Origin of the sequence: Flavonifractor sp. An9 (assembly GCF_002161245.1) — a bacterium.
Lineage (GTDB): Bacteria > Bacillota > Clostridia > Oscillospirales > Oscillospiraceae > Flavonifractor > Flavonifractor avicola.
Map to the genome: position 1 here is coordinate 41,585 of NZ_NFHC01000009.1, position 16,928 is coordinate 58,512.

The 16,928-nt window shown below is 58.7% G+C and carries 20 protein-coding genes; 7 read left to right on the forward strand and 13 right to left on the reverse strand.

The window, feature by feature from the left end:
- The first annotated feature begins 33 nt into the window (after window positions 1–33).
- The gene (locus B5G40_RS07685; protein ID WP_087399253.1) at window positions 34–1,236 is read left to right on the forward strand and encodes a YibE/F family protein; all 1,203 of its coding nucleotides are present in this window, start codon (window positions 34–36) and stop codon (window positions 1,234–1,236) included.
- A gap of 56 nt (window positions 1,237–1,292) precedes the next feature.
- Here B5G40_RS07685 and atpC read toward each other — a convergent pair whose 3' ends face one another.
- Genes atpC through B5G40_RS07725 form a run of 8 tightly spaced genes read right to left on the reverse strand, consistent with a single transcriptional unit; the run spans window position 1,293 to window position 7,496 of the window.
- Window positions 1,293–1,697, reverse strand: a complete 405-nt coding sequence (gene atpC / locus B5G40_RS07690) for an ATP synthase F1 subunit epsilon (protein ID WP_087188614.1) — start codon at window positions 1,695–1,697, stop codon at window positions 1,293–1,295.
- The gene (gene atpD, locus B5G40_RS07695) at window positions 1,698–3,098 is read right to left on the reverse strand and encodes a F0F1 ATP synthase subunit beta (protein ID WP_087268044.1); all 1,401 of its coding nucleotides are present in this window, start codon (window positions 3,096–3,098) and stop codon (window positions 1,698–1,700) included. It abuts the gene before it with no gap.
- A gap of 22 nt (window positions 3,099–3,120) precedes the next feature.
- The gene (gene atpG, locus B5G40_RS07700; protein ID WP_087327309.1) at window positions 3,121–4,002 is read right to left on the reverse strand and encodes an ATP synthase F1 subunit gamma; all 882 of its coding nucleotides are present in this window, start codon (window positions 4,000–4,002) and stop codon (window positions 3,121–3,123) included.
- A complete protein-coding gene (gene atpA, locus B5G40_RS07705; RefSeq protein ID WP_087327312.1) occupies window positions 3,990–5,510 on the reverse strand; it encodes a F0F1 ATP synthase subunit alpha in 1,521 nt (506 codons plus the stop codon). The genes atpG and atpA overlap by 13 nt, the downstream gene beginning before the upstream one ends.
- Window positions 5,507–6,031, reverse strand: a complete 525-nt coding sequence (atpH, locus tag B5G40_RS07710) for an ATP synthase F1 subunit delta (protein ID WP_087188618.1) — start codon at window positions 6,029–6,031, stop codon at window positions 5,507–5,509. Before atpH ends, atpA begins: the two co-directional genes overlap by 4 nt.
- Complete coding sequence (gene atpF / locus B5G40_RS07715) at window positions 6,028–6,516, reverse strand: F0F1 ATP synthase subunit B (protein WP_087327315.1); 489 nt, start codon at window positions 6,514–6,516, stop codon at window positions 6,028–6,030. The genes atpH and atpF overlap by 4 nt, the downstream gene beginning before the upstream one ends.
- 14 nt (window positions 6,517–6,530) lie before the next feature.
- Window positions 6,531–6,749: an ATP synthase F0 subunit C gene (gene atpE, locus B5G40_RS07720; RefSeq protein WP_207752835.1), complete on the reverse strand. Its 219-nt coding sequence runs from the start codon at window positions 6,747–6,749 to the stop codon at window positions 6,531–6,533.
- A gap of 45 nt (window positions 6,750–6,794) precedes the next feature.
- A complete protein-coding gene (locus tag B5G40_RS07725) occupies window positions 6,795–7,496 on the reverse strand; it encodes a F0F1 ATP synthase subunit A (protein WP_191434088.1) in 702 nt (233 codons plus the stop codon).
- Between the two features lie 287 nt (window positions 7,497–7,783).
- On the opposite strand from B5G40_RS07725, the gene B5G40_RS07730 reads away from it, so the two are divergent.
- Together B5G40_RS07730 and B5G40_RS07735 are read left to right on the forward strand one after the other, a co-directional pair.
- Complete coding sequence (locus tag B5G40_RS07730; protein ID WP_087327318.1) at window positions 7,784–9,400, forward strand: ATP-binding protein; 1,617 nt, start codon at window positions 7,784–7,786, stop codon at window positions 9,398–9,400.
- 6 nt (window positions 9,401–9,406) lie between these two features.
- On the forward strand, window positions 9,407–10,075 hold the full coding sequence (locus B5G40_RS07735) for a response regulator (protein ID WP_087327321.1): 669 nt from the start codon (window positions 9,407–9,409) through the stop codon (window positions 10,073–10,075).
- A gap of 140 nt (window positions 10,076–10,215) precedes the next feature.
- On the opposite strand, the gene B5G40_RS07740 is transcribed toward B5G40_RS07735, so the two are convergent.
- The gene (locus tag B5G40_RS07740) at window positions 10,216–10,452 is read right to left on the reverse strand and encodes a hypothetical protein (protein ID WP_087327324.1); all 237 of its coding nucleotides are present in this window, start codon (window positions 10,450–10,452) and stop codon (window positions 10,216–10,218) included.
- A gap of 136 nt (window positions 10,453–10,588) precedes the next feature.
- Window positions 10,589–11,161: a TetR/AcrR family transcriptional regulator C-terminal domain-containing protein gene (locus B5G40_RS07745; protein ID WP_087399254.1), complete on the reverse strand. Its 573-nt coding sequence runs from the start codon at window positions 11,159–11,161 to the stop codon at window positions 10,589–10,591.
- A gap of 181 nt (window positions 11,162–11,342) precedes the next feature.
- On the opposite strand from B5G40_RS07745, the gene B5G40_RS07750 reads away from it, so the two are divergent.
- Both B5G40_RS07750 and B5G40_RS07755 read left to right on the forward strand, forming a co-directional pair.
- Window positions 11,343–11,858, forward strand: coding sequence for a YcxB family protein (locus B5G40_RS07750; protein WP_087399255.1), 516 nt, complete (start codon window positions 11,343–11,345; stop codon window positions 11,856–11,858).
- Window positions 11,859–11,866: 8 nt separating this feature from the next.
- Window positions 11,867–12,241, forward strand: a complete 375-nt coding sequence (locus B5G40_RS07755) for a hypothetical protein (RefSeq protein ID WP_143383385.1) — start codon at window positions 11,867–11,869, stop codon at window positions 12,239–12,241.
- A gap of 193 nt (window positions 12,242–12,434) precedes the next feature.
- On the opposite strand, the gene B5G40_RS07760 is transcribed toward B5G40_RS07755, so the two are convergent.
- Complete coding sequence (locus B5G40_RS07760) at window positions 12,435–13,340, reverse strand: LysR family transcriptional regulator (RefSeq protein WP_275533059.1); 906 nt, start codon at window positions 13,338–13,340, stop codon at window positions 12,435–12,437.
- 153 nt (window positions 13,341–13,493) lie between these two features.
- On the opposite strand from B5G40_RS07760, the gene B5G40_RS07765 reads away from it, so the two are divergent.
- Together B5G40_RS07765 and B5G40_RS07770 are read left to right on the forward strand one after the other, a co-directional pair.
- Window positions 13,494–13,961, forward strand: coding sequence for a MarR family winged helix-turn-helix transcriptional regulator (locus B5G40_RS07765; RefSeq protein WP_087399257.1), 468 nt, complete (start codon window positions 13,494–13,496; stop codon window positions 13,959–13,961).
- Entirely contained in the window at window positions 13,958–15,469 is a 1,512-nt protein-coding gene (locus B5G40_RS07770) for an ABC transporter ATP-binding protein (RefSeq protein WP_242959322.1), read from the forward strand. Before B5G40_RS07765 ends, B5G40_RS07770 begins: the two co-directional genes overlap by 4 nt.
- Here B5G40_RS07770 and B5G40_RS07775 read toward each other — a convergent pair.
- Both B5G40_RS07775 and B5G40_RS16850 read right to left on the reverse strand, forming a co-directional pair.
- Complete coding sequence (locus B5G40_RS07775) at window positions 15,376–16,338, reverse strand: phage NrS-1 polymerase family protein (RefSeq protein WP_087399258.1); 963 nt, start codon at window positions 16,336–16,338, stop codon at window positions 15,376–15,378. The genes B5G40_RS07770 and B5G40_RS07775 overlap by 94 nt on opposite strands.
- Window positions 16,250–16,924, reverse strand: coding sequence for a hypothetical protein (locus B5G40_RS16850; protein ID WP_158099496.1), 675 nt, complete (start codon window positions 16,922–16,924; stop codon window positions 16,250–16,252). Before B5G40_RS16850 ends, B5G40_RS07775 begins: the two co-directional genes overlap by 89 nt.
- Window positions 16,925–16,928 lie beyond the last annotated feature (4 nt).

Below are 16,928 nucleotides of genomic sequence, written 5' to 3' on the forward strand. Positions count from 1 at the left end.
GCGCCCCGCCTTATATCTTGAGAGGAGAGCGCCATGGGACAAAAGAAACAAAAGCAGCCTGTTCTGCTGGAAAAGCAGCCCCTATGGCCTCCCAGCAAGGGCCGGATTGCAGGGCTGATTGTGGGGCTGTGCCTGCTGCTCATTCTGGTGGTGGGGGGTGTGCTGCTCCAACCGGAGAATGGGGAGCTGACTGCGGCCCAGAAGAGAAACTTTGCTTCTGCCCGCGTTACCGATATTCTGGCCGATGATGCCCAGCCGGATGAATGGACCGAGGGCCTGCGGGTGGGCAGCCAGTATTTGGAGCTTGAGATTCTCAGCGGTCCCTACAAGGGGGCCGTTCTGGAGGCCATCAATTACCTCACCGCCTATGCCAATGTAGACTGCTCCCTGGGTACCCGGGTCATTGTGCGGCTGGATGTGGATGACAATGGGGACCCATATGTGGTCTCCATTCCCAACTACGACCGGGGTATTGTTCTGGTGGGGATGCTGGTGGTTTTTGCTCTGCTGCTGATCTTCATTGGCGGTAAAAAGGGAGTCATGGCTCTGCTGGGATTGGCCTACACCCTGGCCGGTATCTGGTTTTTGCTCATTCCCATGGTACTGAAGGGAGCGCCATCCATTCCGTCGGCTATCTTTATTGCGGCGCTGACGGCGGCGGCGTCCCTGCTGATGCTGACCGGTTTTTCCCGCAAAACCCTGTGCGCCGGACTGGGCTGCGTATGCGGCGTTGCGGCGGCAGGCCTGTTTGCCTGGATTGTGGGGATCATCACCCCGATTGGCGGGTTCAATATGTCGGAGGCGGAAGAACTGGTACTGCGGGCCTACGACAGCCCGCTGGAGATCCGGGGCCTGCTGGTCAGCGGCATCCTCATCGCCGCCCTGGGGGCGGTGATGGATGTGGCCATGTCCATCTCCTCTGCCTGCCACGAACTGCGGACGGTGGACCCGGAGATTACCTCCGGCCGCCTGTTCCGGTCGGGGATGAACATTGGCCGGGACGCCATGGGCACCATGGCCAATACGCTGATCCTGGCCTTTGCGGGCGCCTCCTTCAATATGCTGCTGCTCTTCCAGGTCTATCATTACCCTCTGATTCAGATCATCAACAGCGATACCATGGCCATTGAGCTGATCCAGAGTGTGGCCGGCTCGGTGGGCATTATCTTGACCGTGCCGCTGGTTTCCCTGTTTGCCTCCCTGCTGTTGGGGAAGAAAAAGAAACAGATTGGGTAAATGATAAAAAGGCAGGACGGAATTCCTCTGAATTCCGTCCTGCCTTTTTATTTCTCTCAACGTCTGGTTTTCAGGCGGGCCATGGCCCGGGCCAGGGCGGCCTTGGAGTGGTAATACTCATGGACGCTCTGCTTCTGGCGCAGGCGCTCCTCGGCACGCAGCTTGGCGGCCTCGGCCCGCTTCCGGTCGATCTCCTCGGGATGTTCGGCGAAACCCACCAGCAGGATCACATAGTCCGGCTTGATCTCGGCAAAGCCGGCTCCCACCGCGGCAGGCTCCCACTTGTTCTCCACCTTGTAGCGCAGCTCCCCCGGCTCCACGGCGGTGACCACCGGTTCGTGGCCGGGGTAGATGCCCATCTGGCCGTCCACAGCGGGAAGAACCAGGGCTTCGGCGGGGCCGATGTAGAACTGGCGCTCGGGGGTAATGATCTCCAGGGTAAAGGTACCGGTTTGGGCCATTTATACCGCCCCCATCTTCTTGGCCTTGGCAATGACCTCGTCCACGTTGCCCACGTTGCTGAAGGCGGCTTCGGGGTATTTGTCCAGCTCGCCGCCCAGGATGGTCTCAAAGGAGCGGAGGGTGTCCTCCAGCTTTACATAACGGCCCTCCAGGCCGGTGAACTGCTCGGCCACAGAGAAGGGCTGGGAGAAGAACTGCTGGATGCGGCGGGCCCGCTCCACGGTGCGCCGGTCGTCCTCGCTCAGCTCCTCCATGCCCAGGATGGCGATGATGTCCTGAAGCTCCCGGTAGCGCTGGAGCAGCTCCTGGGTGCCGCGGGCGATCTTATAGTGCCGCTGACCCACCACGTCGGGCTCCAGAATACGGGAGGTGGACTCCAGGGGGTCCACCGCGGGGTAGATGCCCTGCTCCACGATCTTACGGGAGAGAACGGTGGTGGCGTCCAGGTGGGCAAAGGTGGTGGCAGGGGCGGGGTCGGTCAGGTCGTCGGCGGGGACGTAGACGGCCTGCACCGAGGTGATGGAACCGTCCTTGGTGGAGGTGATGCGCTCCTGGAGAGCGCCCATCTCGTTGGCCAGGGTGGGCTGGTAGCCCACGGCGGAGGGCATCCGGCCCATCAGGGCGGACACCTCGGAGCCGGCCTGAACGTAACGGAAAATGTTGTCGATGAAGAGCAGCACATTCTGCTTCTCCTGATCCCGGAAGTACTCGGCCATGGTCAGGCCGGTAAGGGCCACCCGCATACGGGCTCCGGGGGGCTCGTTCATCTGGCCGAAGACCAGGGCAGTCTTTTCAATGACGCCGGACTCAGTCATCTCCCGCCACAGGTCGTTGCCCTCACGGGTACGCTCGCCCACGCCGGTAAAGATGGAGTAGCCGCCGTGCTCGGTGGCGATGTTGTGGATCAGCTCCTGAATGAGCACGGTCTTACCCACGCCGGCGCCGCCGAACAGGCCGATCTTGCCGCCCTTGGCGTAGGGGGCCAGCAGATCGATGACTTTGATGCCCGTCTCAAAAATGTCCACCACCGGGCGCTGGTTTTCAAAGGCGGGGGGCTGGCGATGGATGGACCATTTTTCCTTGGCCTTCACCGGCCCCTTCTCATCGATGGCGTCACCCAGGACGTTGAACATCCGGCCCAGCACGCCTTCGCCCACGGGGATGGAGATGGGAGCGCCGGTAGCGATGACCTCCATGCCGCGGCCCAGGCCCTCGCTGGGGGAGAGCATGATGCAGCGGACGGTGTCGCCCCCCATATGCTGCGCCACTTCCATGACCTGGCGCTGACCGTTCAGTTGGACCTCCAGGGCCTCCTTGATCTCGGGCAGGCTGCCCTGGTCAAAGGCAACGTCCACAACAGGTCCCATGACCTGTACAATGGTTCCCTTGTTTTCCTTCATATCGTAATCTCCCTTGGACTTTTTACAGTGCGGCCTGGGCGCCGCCCACCACCTCGGTGATCTCCTGAGTGATGGCGGCCTGACGGGCCCGGTTATAAGACAGATTCAAATTTTGCAGCATAGCCCGGGCGTTGTCGCTGGAGGATTTCATGGCGGTCATGCGGGCGTTCTGCTCCGAGCAGTAGGATTCCACCAGAGCGCCGAAGATGTCGCCCTTCACATAGCCGGGCACAAGGCGGTCCATAACCGCCTTGACAGAGGGGACGTATACCACGTCCCGATTGTAGGTGTCCCGGTTTTTCTCATAGTCGGGAAAGACGTCCGGGTCCAGAGGCAGCAGCTTGTGGACGGTGGGCTCCATGCGGAAGGTATTCACCATGCGGGTGAAGAGGATATAGACCTCGTCCAGCTGTTCCTCCAGATAGAGGTCGATCATCAGCTCGGCCATATCCCGGGCCCGGCCCATGTTGGGGTCCTGGGCGGTATAGAGAAACTCCACATCGATGGGGATGCCGTGTTCCTGGAAATAGGAGCGGCCCACCTGACCCACCACGAAGAGACTGGTATGGGGATGCTGGCTCATCTTCTGCTCGACCAGCTTCAGAATGTTGTGGTTGTAGGCGCCTGCCAGGCCCTTGTCGCCGGTGATGACGATATAGCCGATCTTGCGGTCCTCCGGCTGAACGCTGGGACGCTTGTCAAAGAAAATGTGACTGATCTCCGGAGAGTGGTGGAGAATGTCGGAGATGGTGGTCTCGATCTTCTGAAAGTAGGGCTCCACATCGGTGAGCTGTTTCCGGGCCTTCTGAAGATTGGAGGAGGAGATGAGATACATGGCGTTGGTGATCTTCAGGGTCTGCTCCACGCTTTTGATGTGGGTGCGGATCTCTTTTATGCTTGCCATGTGGCGCTCACCCGTTTCTTGGCGTTGTCCAGCACCGAGCGGATGGTCTCAATGGCCGGGCCGCTCAGGTTGCCGGTGGACTGGATCTCGTCCACCACGCCGGCGTGTTCCTGCTCCATCTCCTGGGCAAAGTCCAGCACGAAGGAGCGTACCTTGTCCAGAGGCACGTCGTCCAGCAGTCCGTTGGTGGCGGTATAGAGGATAATGGCCTGACGGCTTACCGACATGGGGTTGTACAGAGGCTGCTTCAGCAGCTCCAGCAGGCGGCGGCCGTGGTCCAGAGCCTGCTGGGTGGCGGGGTCCAGATCGGAGGCAAACTGAGTAAAGACCTCCAGCTCACGGAACCGGGCCAGGTCGATACGCAGGGTACCGGCGGTCTTTTTGATGGCCCGGGTCTGGGCGGAGCCGCCTACACGGGATACCGACAGGCCTACGTTGACGGCGGGCCGCTGGCCGGCAAAGAACAGGTCGCTCTCCAGATAGATCTGGCCGTCGGTGATGGAAATGACATTGGTGGGGATATAGGCCGACACATCACCGGCCTGGGTCTCGATGATAGGCAGGGCAGTCATAGAGCCGCCGCCGTATTCCTTGGTAAGGCGGCAGGCCCGCTCCAGCAGACGGGAGTGGAGGTAGAACACGTCGCCGGGATAGGCCTCACGGCCGGGGGACCGCTTGAGCAGCAGGGAGAGGGTACGGTAGGCCACCGCGTGCTTGCTCAGATCGTCGTAGACGATGAGCACGTCCTTGCCTTTGCTCATGAAGTACTCGCCCATGGCCGCGCCGGAATAGGGGGCGATGTACTGGAGGGGGGCGGACTCACTGGCGGTGGAGGAGACGATGATGGAGTAGTCCATGGCGCCGTGCTTCTTCAGGGTATCCTGAATACGGGCCACGGTGGAGGCCTTCTGGCCGATGGCCACATAGATGCAGATCACATCCTGACCCTTCTGGTTCAGAATGGTGTCTACGGCGATGGCGGTCTTGCCGGTCTGCCGGTCGCCGATGATGAGCTCACGCTGGCCCCGGCCGATGGGTACCATGGCGTCGATGGCCAGGATACCGGTCTGAAGGGGAACGTTCACCGGCTCACGGCTGACCACGCCGCTGGCCTCATGCTCAATGGGGCGGGTTTCGGTGGCCTCAATGGGGCCCAGACCGTCGATGGGCTGGCCCAGCACGTCCACGACGCGGCCGATCAGGCCGTCGCCCACGGGCACGTCGGCAGGGTGGCCGGTGCGGCGTACCACGGTGCCCTCCCGGACACCGGCGTCGCTGCCCAGCAGCACCACGCCCACGCTGTCCCGGGCCAGGTTCATGACCATGCCCTTTACGCCGGTGTCCAGCTCTACCAGTTCGCCGTATACCGCCTTGTCCAGGCCGTAGACGGTGGCAATGCCGTCGCCTACTTCCAGCACGGTGCCGGTCTCATCCCGCCGTACGCGGGTATCATACCCTTGAATCTCCTCCCGCAGGATGGAGACGATTTCTTCGGGATTGGTTTTCATGCCATTCGCCTCTCTTCCAGTTGCCGGCTCAGACCGGCCAGCGCGCCCCGGACGCTCTTGTCATAGGTTACGCCCTCCAGCTCCAGCGTGAATCCGCCCAGCAGAGACGGATCCATGCGGATCTCAAAGACCACATCAGCCTTGTGGTGGAGCCGGCACAGGGCCTGTTTCAGCTTTTCCTGCTCCGCTTCATCGGGGACACGGACGCAGGTCAGGCGGCAGCGGACCGCCCCCCGCTGAGCTAGGGCCTTGTCATGGAAGGCTTCCAGAATGTCGGGCAGCAGAGTCATACGGCCCTTTTCCGCCAGCAGGCGGTAAAAACGCATCAGCAGACCGTGGCCGTCCAGAATGGGCAGCCGGTCCAGAACACGCTCCTTTTCCCAGGCCTGGACGGCGGGGGAGCACAGGGCCTCCCACAGAGGGGCGTCCGCCATCATGGCCTGAGCGGTGGCTTGCAGGGTCTCCTCATCGGGGGAGACGGCATAGAGTGCCTCTGCATAGCGGCGGGCCAACTCATTCATGCCTGCTCACCCACTTCCGACAGGAATGTATCCACAAAGGCCTTGTCGTCGTCGCCGTCCATAGACCGCTGGGCCACTTTGGCAGCGGCCAGCAGGGCCAGGGAGGCCACCTCGTTCCGGGCGCCCCGCAGCATGGCGTCCCGCTGCTCGGCGATCTGGGCCTCAGCCTCGCTGCGCAGACGCTTGGCGTCGGTCTCCGCTTCGGCCATCTTGCCCTCATAGACCCGCTGGGCCCGGTTCTGGGCGTCGGCCACGATCTTGGCGGCCTCATGCCGGGCATCGGTCAGCTTGCCCTCGTACTGGGCCTTCAGCGCTTCGGCCTGACGGTTATTTTCCTCCGCGGAGGAGATCTCGCCCTTCACCAGAGCGGCCCGCTGTTCCAGCACGGCGTTGACCCGGCCGAAGAGGAACTTCTTCAGCAGGAAGAAGAGCACCAGCAGGTTGATAATGGTGAAGAGAATGGTGGAAAGATGGAACTCCAGCATTGGGGGCGCCCCCTTTAACCGACGAAGATGATGAGCAGAGCGGTGATGAAGCCGAAGATGGCGGTACCTTCTGCCAGGGCGCAGCCCAGCAGCAGAGCGCTGTTGATCTTGCCGGAGGCCTCGGGCTGACGGGCAATGGCCTCGCTGGCCTTGCCGGTGGCGAAGCCGATGCCGATACCGGCGCCGATGCCGGTGAAGACTGCGATTGCGGCAGCAATGATAGCCATAGACATGATAATTTCCTCCTGTAAATCAAATGTTTCTTGGATGAATGTGCCTTACTCTTCCTCTTTGATGCCCTCGCCGGTGAACAGTGTGGTCAGGAACACAAAGACGACCATTTGGATCAACCCGTCAAACAGGTCGAAGTAGATGCTGAATACCGCCGGCAGAAATACCGGGACCACAAATTTGAGCATCTCCATGATGATGAATGCGCCCAATACGTTGCCGAACAGACGCATACACAGCGCCAGGGGCCGGATGATGACCTCCATCAGATTGATGGGGAGCAGCAGCGGCATGGGCGCGGCGAACTTCTTCAGTCCGCCCAGCAGACCGTTGTACCGGAACTGGGAGCCATAGATGAGCAGCATACTCATCAGGGCCAGGGCGGTGGTCACGCTGATGTCCTTCGTAGGCGGCGTCAGACCAAAGATGCCAATGATATTGGCAAAACCGATATACAGCGCCACCGTGCCCAGATAGGGGGCAAAAGGCCGCCAGTGACTGCCGATGTTGGTCTTGACGAAGCCGTTGAGGAACTGCACCGCGCTCTCCAGGGCGATCTGGACCTTGCCGGGATTGCGTACGCTCAGGTTCCGGGTCAGCAGCAGCGCCGCGATCACCAGCACAGCCATGACGATCCAGGTCACCACCACCGACTCCGCCACCGGAATGCCTCCGAACAGCGGGATGGTGAAAGCGGTGTGGTTTCCCAACTCCTCCACCAGGGATTCCTTGAATGCATCCAAACACATCACCTCGTTTTCGCAGGCCTTATCTTACTACCTGGTCCAAATTTCCGTAACCCTTTTGAAAGTAAAAAAAGTAATGAAAATACACGGAAAATAAGCTTTTAACGAGAGTTACCAAAAGGAAAGTGCGAAAGAATGGAAAAAGATGCTATGGTTCCACAGAAGGCGCTGTCAGGGCTTATCCGCATCATTTGCGCTTTGGCGCAAAAGTATGCCTGGGACGGCTGCCGGCTTTTGTTTGACAGGCTTCGCGGTTTTTCCTATACTGGTAACAAAGGAGGCGGGTGTCTATGTCCACACAGGCCAGATCCTCCATCCGTGCCCGGTTGATGCGGATGAACCTGGTGATTGTCATCGTATCCATTGCTCTTTCCATAGGCGGTACCCTCTATTTTACCCTGCGCAGTGAACAGACGGCTCTTGACAACAATCTGCTCAATTCCGCGTCCATTCTGTCCCGGGTACCTATGATCCAGGAGGCCCTGCAGGGGGAGCGTACTATAGAGGAGCTGTCCGATTATCTGGACGAAACCACCAGCCGTACTTCCGATATTGACTTGATCCTGGTGGGGGACACCCAGTCCAAATTGCTCTATGTGCCGGACAGCACCCTGATCGGCACCTCCTATGTGGGGACGGCCCAGCAGGCGGCGCTGGCCGGTGAGGCCCCCTACACCTCCAATGAGACCGGGCCCATGGGCTCGGACCACTCCGCCTATGCCCCTGTGCGGGACGAGGCGGGGGAAGTGATCGGCTTCGTCATTGTAGGAGTCTACTTCCGCAGCATGGCTCTGGTGGGTCTGCACACGGTGCTTCGCCTGCTGGCGGTGGGTGTGGTGGCCGCAGTGCTGGGTTCTCTGCTGGCCATGCGCCTGTCCCGCAGCATCAAGCAGTCCCTGATGGGTTATGAGCCGGACGCCTTTGCCCGCCGGTTCCACCAGCGGGAGGATATTCTGGACGCGCTTGAGGAGGGCATCCTGGCCATCGATGCAGAGCAGAAGGTGATTTTTCTCAACAAGGCGGCGGCGGAGATGCTCTCCATTGACCGGCAGACTGCCGTAGGCCGGTCCCTCCATGAGGTCTATCCCCGTTCCACGCTGGACCGCATCCTCCGCACCGGCCAGTCGGAGTACAACGTGAGTATGAGCTCCCTGAAGGAGATCCGGGTGCTGGCTGACCGGATGCCGCTGTATGAGAATGGAACGCTAGCCGGTGCGGTGAGCATCTTCCGCAACCGCACCGAGCTGACCCGTATGGCGGATGATCTGACGGGCGTGCAGCATATGGTGGAGGCTATGCGGGCCTATACCCATGAATTTATGAATAAGCTCCATGTGATCCTAGGCCTGCTCCAGATCGGAGAGCCGGAAAAGGCCCAGGAGTACATTATGGATACCACCCGGACCCAGCGGGTGGCGGTGAGCCGCATTATGAACCAGATCCGCCAGCCCTCGGTGGGGGCGCTGCTGGTAGGTAAGACCAGCCGGGCCAACGAACTGGGTATCCATCTGCGGTTGGACCGGGAGAGCACCCTCAGTGAGGAGAGCCTCTGGCTGCCGCCGGAGGCCTATGTGACCATTCTGGGCAATCTGATCGAAAACGCCATCGAGGTGCTCAACCAGTCCCGCCGCGCCATCAAAGAGGTGTCGGTGAGCATCCGGGAGAGCGAGGACAGCCTGCTGCTGTGCGTGGAGGATACCGGGCCCGGCATCTCCCCGGCCCTGCGTCAGACCATGTTTCAGCGGGGGGTATCCACCAAGGGCCGCAGCCGGGGCACCGGCCTGGCATTGGTCCAGGAGGTGGTGGAGGCCTATCACGGGCAGATCCGGGTGGAATCGGAGCCGGGAGTGGGCACATCGTTTTTTGTGAGCTTTTGCCGGGAGGAGGTCCCGGAGGACGGAGAGTGAGTTTGGATGTATCGCGTTGTGATTGTGGAAGATGATCCCATGGTTTCGCTGCTGGACCGGACCTTTACAGAGAAAGACCCACGGTTTCGGGTGATCCAGACCTTTCAGGACGGACGGGCCGCCCTGGAGTGGTTGGCTCAGAATCCGGCGGATCTGGTGGTGCTGGATGTCTATATGCCGCTGTTTACCGGGGTGGAGCTCCTTCACGCCCTCCGGGAGAGGGCCATCCCTGTAGACGCTATCATGGTCACTGCCGCCAACGATGCCGCCACCGTGGACCAGCTGCTTAAAATGGGAGTGGTGGACTATCTGGTCAAGCCCTTTACATACGAGAGATTCCAGCAGGCGCTGGATACCTTTTGCCGCCACCGGGAGGCGGTCATGGGGGAGGAAGTGACCCAGGGAGAGCTGGATAAACTGTTTGCCCCGCCGGAGTCCGGGGAGCACAGCGCCCCCAAGGGCCTCCAGGAGAGCACCCTGCAGCTCATCCGATCCTGTCTCCGGGCCGCGCCACCCCAGGGCCTGCCCAGCGAGGCCCTCTCCAAACAGACCAATTTGTCGGTGGTGACGGTGCGCCGTTATGCCAACTACCTGGTGGAGCGTGGAGAGGCCTTTAGCACCATCAATTACGATACAGGCGGCCGCCCCTGCCGCCTGTATTGGGCAAAAGAGTGAGGGGCACGGTTACCACGTAACGCGGAGATCCCCCCCAGCGCGGCTGTTTGCAGACGCGCTGGGGGGATCGTTTTGGAGAGAAGGGCTGGATATGGATTATGAAGGCTGTTGGGAATGAGATTCCTGCCAGAGCGCATCGGCTACCGGTTTCCACCGTTGGGCATAAGGAATCGTCTTTTCGCACAGATGCTCCGGGCTTTCCGGACTTTGGTAGCCTTGCGGAAGGCATCCCGCTGAGGCCGGTACCAGTCGGACGGGGTATATTTGTCAAACAGCTCCATGAGCTTGGGGATGTTTTCCTCCGGATTGCCGTCCAGATAACGAAGGACCTGATTGATGGCAAACCGCTGCATGGCGTCTTTTACGGGATTGCTCATATAATTCATCCTTTCCGTACTGCATCACAGTTTTCTGCCATTATAACGGGAACCGGCAGAGACTGTCATGAGACAAAATCGGGATATGTCAAAAATTTTGACATATCCCGATTTTGTTGCAGTTTCTCTATAAACATTACAAGTCAAAAGATTCGGCTGGAAATGAGGAACGCTGTTCCGCGAAGCGAATCACGGCGCCCAGCTGCTTTACGTTTCGGGTGAATTCTTCGGGTAGCATCCCGTTTCTTGACAGGATCCACCGTGCAATGCAGCAGACAATAGCGTCAGCAAAAAAGTTGGCGGTAAATTCGTCACATTTTCCGTCTGCCGGCAGGAAGGAGAAGTAGTGTTTGAAGATGGAAAAGACGCTTCGTTGAAAATGAACGAGAAAGGAGGCCTGCCCCTTCACTTGCAGCGCGGAGCGATAAAAGACCCGGTTTTCATAGAAATAGTCGCATAGCTGTTGGAACTTATCCCAGGGATCTTCCTGAGCGGCGTCAGGACTGTCCTGTAGTACCGCGCCTATCTCAGAATCAAAGATCCAGTTAATAAGGTGGTATTTATCCCGGAAATGGTAATAGAAGCTCTGCCGTTTCATGCCGCACCGCTGGCAGATAAAGGCCACATTGATTTTTTCAATGGGCATTTCCCGCGTGAGCTCCTTCAGCGCCTGAGCCAGCGCTTTTTTGGTGATGGTGGAGTCTGGCATGGCGATCCCTCCTGTGAAATGGTATGATACCATAGTTTCTACAGCGGTGCAAGAATGGGGAACGGCACAGGAGGGGCAACCTTTAGGATTGTTAAGACGGCCTTCAGAAAACCTTTCTGTATCCCTGCCTGCCATCTGATATACTGCTTACATCAGAATTGCAGGATGGAGGAGGGCTGTTATGGAGTTTGTATGCAGCACCCGATATTCTCAAAAGACCCTGACCGCCATGGCCAGAGCCCTGCGAAAAACCGTCCGGGCCAGGACCAATCTGTGGCTCAAGGTGGTCTGTGCCGTCCTGATTGGTATTTGCCTGCTGTCCATCTATGCGTCCTGGGAGGATCCCTGGTATGTGGGTACCAACGGAGTGGTGATCGTTTTTCTGCTGGCAGTACAGTGGAAGCAGGATTGGCTGAACGGCTATATTGCCCGGCGGCGGGCGCTGCCCGGCACGGAGTTCAGCAGTACCACGTTTCATCAGGATTGCTTTGAGACCAAAATCGCCGGAGCGGTGACACAGTGGAAGTATGACAAGGTCACTGTGCTGGCAGAGAGCGGAGCATACATCTTTTTTATTATGGGGAAAAACCATGCCAGTGCCTTTGAAAAAGAGGGGCTGGAGGGTGGAAGTGTGGCGGAGTTCCGCCGGTTTTTGGAGGAACGGACCGGAAAGCAGATCAAATTCGTTGGGGGATAAATACGACGATGAATAAGCTGAAAACAGCGGCAGGACTTGGCATTTTGGGCGCCTGCGTGGCAGGCGCGGTTTGCCGTCGGCGGAGGAGACGTTTTCCGCTGGAAGAATATACCCGATACGCGCTCTATATGGCGGTGATGGACGACGAGATCTGCCGCAATGAGTTGGAGGGCAACTGGATCAATGGTGAAGAGATCCGGTTTCCGCCCAAGATGGAGTCGCTTCAGCAGCGCTACCATATGTTCCTGCGCTGGAACCGCAGAAAAAGCCGGGAGGACATCCAGGCGGAAGTTGCCAGGATGGAGGAGCGGCTGGAGGAATCCAGACAGTACTTAGAGCAGCCCAAAGAGGAACTGACGGTCTCTTTTCAGGGGGCGGACTGAGTCCTTTGGGCGGAGCTCCAAAAACGTATAAGTGAGAACGAGGCCCTGCCCGGCATTTCGCCGGGCAGGGCCTCGTTTCTCTTTTGGCCCGGATTCCCAGTATTTCTCCCGGTTGGGCTTGCCCGCCTCCGGGACGGATAGTGGTCGAAGTGGTCGCCTGCAGTTGTGTCAGGTCGCTTTGAAAACTGATATGCTATGCGTTTTCAGGTTCTGGCAGGTGCAGGGTATCCTCCAGCAGATGAAGGAAGGTGCGAAGGGCCTGATTCCGCCCACCGCTGGGCCAGGCGGCACCATAGGAAAGAGGAGAAAACTCCCGCAGGGGGAGGTAACGCAACCCGGGGCGCCGCAGTTGGGGAAAGACAGCCATAACCGCAAAAGCATAGCCGGTTTCCACCATGGTAAGAAGGGTCTCCTGGGTATCGCAGAAGATGACCTGGTCCGGATCGTTGGCGGTGACAATCTGTCCCTGGATGGCGAACAGGGAGGAGGGGCAGGCGGGAGGGTGAATGGCAGCGATCCGTCCGGCCTGTTTCAGATGCTCCAGGGTGAGCTCCTCCTGCTGGGCCAGCGGGTGATCTTCCCGACATACACATACCACCGGACAGCGCACCAGTTCCCGGTAGACGCTGTTTTTGGGGGCGTTTTCCTGAAAGGCAAACAGCAGCTGAATTTCGCCATCCGCCATCAGGTTATCCAGCGCGCTGAAGGGGTAGAGGCGAAGCAGGGGAAGGATGTCCGGGGCCTCCTGCCGCAGGCGATCCAGAGCGGGACGTATCAGCTGGAGATCGGCGGCGCTGCGGCAGCCAATCTCCAGCCGTGTGGGCTGGGCAGCCTGGCAGCGTTTGACCTGGACCTGAGAGATCCGGGCCAGCTTGAGCATTTGGCCTGCATACTGCAAAAACATATGTCCTGCCTGGGTCAGCCGAACGGATTTGCTGGTGCGGCTGAAGAGCTGGACCCCAAGTTCGTCCTCCAGTGTTTTGACCTGGTGACTGACTGCGGGCTGGGTGATTCGAAGATGTTCCGCCGCCCGGGAGAAGTTCAAAAAGTCCGCTACAGCCATGAAACATTCTAATTGTGTTGTATTCAACCAAATCACCCCGTACCGTAATTCTGCTTTTGTACAACGCGTAAAAACAATAAAACTCTTTTATTGATAATAGCAGATTTGTATTTCACATACAAGGGTTATCGTGCTATAAATAGTAAGATATCTAACAATTAACTTGGATATAAAAGGAGGGATACAGCTATGGCAGTGGATCGGAGCCGTTTGGCCCGGGACAACAGACAAATCTGCATTCAGATGGAGCGAATGGCAAATTATTATTTGGCTGCGTCTGATGTGACCGGCGTACAGGCCCAGATGCTGCTGTATATTTTGCGGCATTCGGAGACTGGAGTGTCGGTGACAGATCTGCATCAGATCAGCGGTTATTCCAAGGCCACCATATCCAATCTGGTCAAGCGGCTGCGGGAGAAAGGATATATAAGGGTGGAAGCCTGTGAGGAGGATGACCGGCGCAGGCTGCTGTTCAGCACGGAGAAAGGACGGCGCATACAAGCGCTTTTGGCTGCATCCATCCGGGAGGTGGAGAATTCCCTCTACCGGGGATTGTCTGCGGAAGAACTGTCCACCCTGGATCAGCTGCAGAAACGTATGCTGCAGAATTTAATAATGTTCCAGACACAAAGCCACAAGGAGGCATCGGCAACGTGAAAAAAGTATTGCAGCAGCTGGGGAGGTACCGCAAAGATACCATCCTGTGCATTATCATGGCGGCGCTGGAGATCCTGATGGAGATCCTGATGCCCTTTATCACAGCTCTGATCATCGATCAGGGACTGGAGGCCGCCAATCTGAACCTGGTGTACCGCTACGGCATACTGATGGTGGTCATGGCACTGCTCAGTCTGGTGTTTGGCTCCCTGGCGGGAAAATGCGCCGCCAGCGCTTCCGCCGGGCTGTCGGCCAATCTGCGCCAGGCCATTTACAACAACATTCAGACCTTTTCCTTTTCCAACATCGATAAGTTCAGTGTCCCCGGTCTGGTGACCCGGATGACCACCGATATCACCAACGTACAAAACGCCTTTATGATGGTGATCCGTATCGCGGTGCGGGCTCCCCTGATGCTGATATTCAGCTACATCATGTGTCTGATCATCAGTCCCAGAATGAGCCTGATGTTCCTGATTGCGGTGGCATTCCTCATTGTGGTGCTGGGGGCCATCATGGTGGTCACCCTGAAGATCTTTGGTCAGGTGCTCCGCAAGTACGACGATCTGAACGCCAGTGTCCAGGAGAATGTATCTGCCATCCGGGTGGTAAAGGCCTTCGTGCGGGAGGACTATGAGAACCGGAAGTTTTCCAAAGCCTCCGCCAATCTGTACAAGCTGTTTGTCAAGGCCGAGGGACTGCTGGCCTTCAACAGCCCAGCCATGATGCTGGCGGTCTACTTCTGCATCATCACCGCCTCCTGGCTGGGCGCCCAGTTTATCGTGGACGGCACCCTGTCCACCGGCGATCTGACCAGCCTCTTTAGTTACATCATGTCTCTGCTGATGAGCCTGATGATGCTCTCTATGGTGGTGGTCATGATCTCCATGTCCATGGCCAGCATCCGCCGGATCAGTGAGGTCCTCAGTGAGACTCCCGATCTGAAGGACCCGGAGAACCCTGTCACTCAGGTGGCCGACGGCTCCATTGACTTCGATCATGTCAGCTTTTCCTACAAGCACGGCAGCGGAAAGAACGCCCTCTCCGACATCGACCTGCACATCGCCTCCGGCGAGACCATCGGAGTCATCGGGGGTACCGGTTCAGGCAAGAGCAGTCTGGTAAATCTGATCTGCCGCCTGTACGACGTCAGCGAGGGGAGCGTCAAAGTGGGCGGTCTGGACGTGCGGCAGTACGATATGGAGGCCCTGCGGAATCAGGTGTCGGTGGTGCTCCAGAAGAACACCCTGTTTTCCGGCACCATTTTGGACAACTTGCGCTGGGGCAATCCGGATGCCACTGAGGAGGAGTGTATCCAGGCCTGTCGAGCGGCCTGCGCCGATGAGTTTATTGAGCGCTTCCCCGATAGCTATCAGACCCGCATCGAACGGGGCGGGGCCAATGTGTCCGGCGGTCAGAAACAGCGGCTGTGTATTGCCCGGGCATTAAAAAAGGTGCTTTTTCCGTTTCGTCCCGCTCCGTGTGCCAGAATCAGCCCTTCATGGTAGACTTTGCCGTGGAGGGCCATACCGGCCACAAGCTGGAGGAATCCCCGCAAGCTGCCGTCCCCCTGGGTGATGGTGTCCAGAAAGTCCGCCCACATCTGCGCCCTCTGCTCGCCGGGGGAGGCGGTGGTGATCTGACTGCATCGTGCCGCCCGGTCATGGGGCCGTAGCGCCCCGGTGGTCAGGTCAACGATACCGGCGGGAGTGTTCAGGTCTGCCGGGTTTGCGTCCAAAGTGTCAGCTTTGACTACAAAGGTGGGTTTTGCCAGCTCCAGCATATTTTTCAGCCGTCCGGCGCTGCGGGTCTGCTTGGAGTGGGTGAGGTATGCCTTTGCACTTGCGGCCCGGCTGGTGGCTCGCTCCATGTCCTCTGGCTTGCCGGTGCCCTCTGCCTCCGCCGCCTTTGCCTCTGCCATACCCACAAGAGCGGCCCGGTATTCTTTCTGTGCATCGACCAGCATTTCACCGGAAAGTTCCGTTGCCAGAGTGAGGGCCTGGTGGTCGCTGCGCTCCCAGCGTTGACCGTTCCACACGAGCCAGCCCAGGGCATCGAAAAAGAGAAGGGTATCCCGATACTTCCGGGTAAATGCCTCAGCGTTACCAGCGTCTGAAAAGTCCGGTGGTCTGACTTGCTCCGGCGGATTTTTTATGTGTTCTGTTGGTGGTCTATGTGTGCCCTGTTGGTGTTTTGTTGGTGCTGAATAAGTAGTGTTGCAAGTACGAATAGCCTCTGCAATGGTCAAGGCTCCATAGGTGCTGCCGCTCTGCTGACGATCCCATTTTTCACGCATGAGGCCGGACAGCCGAAAAAGCCTGTCCATCTGTGCGGCGTTGCATCCTGTCCAAAAGGCCAAGACGTTGCAAAGGGCCATGTCTGCCTCTGAATGACTGCCATAGCCGGAAGTGTTCCCATTCCATAGGGCGGCAAATGCGGCCCCGTTGCGGGCGTTGTGGGCCTTTGCAAACCTCAGCGTCCGACAGGTCAACGGGTGCCTGGGACGCTCTGGTGGCCTCTGGAAGGGTTCGAGCGGGCCGCACCATGTAGCGGTCAAGGATAGTCTGCAATGCCTCCGCCCGCTCGCAAATAGGGAACGGCCCAGCCCAGGGGCCAGAGTTGCCGGTGACGGTCAAAAACTTGCTGGTAGCACCGGAAACATAGATTTCCAGCCCTTGCGTTGCGTTCATAGTGTAATAGCGGCTCTTGTCGTAGGTAAAACCGGCGGCTTTGAAGAATATCCGTATCCCCTGTCCGCTGGGGCTGGTTTCTGTGTAGCTTGCCATTGTGGAAGTAATATCCACGGCAAGAGGGGAGGGGGTGCCGTCCTCCGCTATGCAGTGGTCAATGTCAACGGCACATAAGCCGTCAAACACGCCCACACCCAGGCCGTCATATCTGCCCCGCTCCAGGGCGTTCACGGCCTCCTGGTAGCCGGTGAAGGTGCTGGGGTTGTTGGACATAGCC

What these genes read in the sequence shown, in the direction of transcription:
- B5G40_RS07685 (WP_087399253.1), top strand. Translation starts at nt 34, where the DNA reads ATGGGACAAAAGAAACAAAAGCAGCCTGTTCTGCTGGAAAAGCAGCCC.
- atpC (WP_087188614.1), bottom strand. Translation starts at nt 1,697, where the DNA reads ATGGCCCAAACCGGTACCTTTACCCTGGAGATCATTACCCCCGAGCGC.
- atpD (WP_087268044.1), bottom strand. Translation starts at nt 3,098, where the DNA reads ATGAAGGAAAACAAGGGAACCATTGTACAGGTCATGGGACCTGTTGTG.
- atpG (WP_087327309.1), bottom strand. Translation starts at nt 4,002, where the DNA reads ATGGCAAGCATAAAAGAGATCCGCACCCACATCAAAAGCGTGGAGCAG.
- atpA (WP_087327312.1), bottom strand. Translation starts at nt 5,510, where the DNA reads ATGAAAACCAATCCCGAAGAAATCGTCTCCATCCTGCGGGAGGAGATT.
- atpH (WP_087188618.1), bottom strand. Translation starts at nt 6,031, where the DNA reads ATGAATGAGTTGGCCCGCCGCTATGCAGAGGCACTCTATGCCGTCTCC.
- atpF (WP_087327315.1), bottom strand. Translation starts at nt 6,516, where the DNA reads ATGCTGGAGTTCCATCTTTCCACCATTCTCTTCACCATTATCAACCTG.
- atpE (WP_207752835.1), bottom strand. Translation starts at nt 6,749, where the DNA reads ATGTCTATGGCTATCATTGCTGCCGCAATCGCAGTCTTCACCGGCATC.
- B5G40_RS07725 (WP_191434088.1), bottom strand. Translation starts at nt 7,496, where the DNA reads ATGTGTTTGGATGCATTCAAGGAATCCCTGGTGGAGGAGTTGGGAAAC.
- B5G40_RS07730 (WP_087327318.1), top strand. Translation starts at nt 7,784, where the DNA reads ATGTCCACACAGGCCAGATCCTCCATCCGTGCCCGGTTGATGCGGATG.
- B5G40_RS07735 (WP_087327321.1), top strand. Translation starts at nt 9,407, where the DNA reads ATGTATCGCGTTGTGATTGTGGAAGATGATCCCATGGTTTCGCTGCTG.
- B5G40_RS07740 (WP_087327324.1), bottom strand. Translation starts at nt 10,452, where the DNA reads ATGAGCAATCCCGTAAAAGACGCCATGCAGCGGTTTGCCATCAATCAG.
- B5G40_RS07745 (WP_087399254.1), bottom strand. Translation starts at nt 11,161, where the DNA reads ATGCCAGACTCCACCATCACCAAAAAAGCGCTGGCTCAGGCGCTGAAG.
- B5G40_RS07750 (WP_087399255.1), top strand. Translation starts at nt 11,343, where the DNA reads ATGGAGTTTGTATGCAGCACCCGATATTCTCAAAAGACCCTGACCGCC.
- B5G40_RS07755 (WP_143383385.1), top strand. Translation starts at nt 11,867, where the DNA reads ATGAATAAGCTGAAAACAGCGGCAGGACTTGGCATTTTGGGCGCCTGC.
- B5G40_RS07765 (WP_087399257.1), top strand. Translation starts at nt 13,494, where the DNA reads ATGGCAGTGGATCGGAGCCGTTTGGCCCGGGACAACAGACAAATCTGC.
- B5G40_RS07775 (WP_087399258.1), bottom strand. Translation starts at nt 16,338, where the DNA reads ATGGCCCTTTGCAACGTCTTGGCCTTTTGGACAGGATGCAACGCCGCA.
- B5G40_RS16850 (WP_158099496.1), bottom strand. Translation starts at nt 16,924, where the DNA reads ATGTCCAACAACCCCAGCACCTTCACCGGCTACCAGGAGGCCGTGAAC.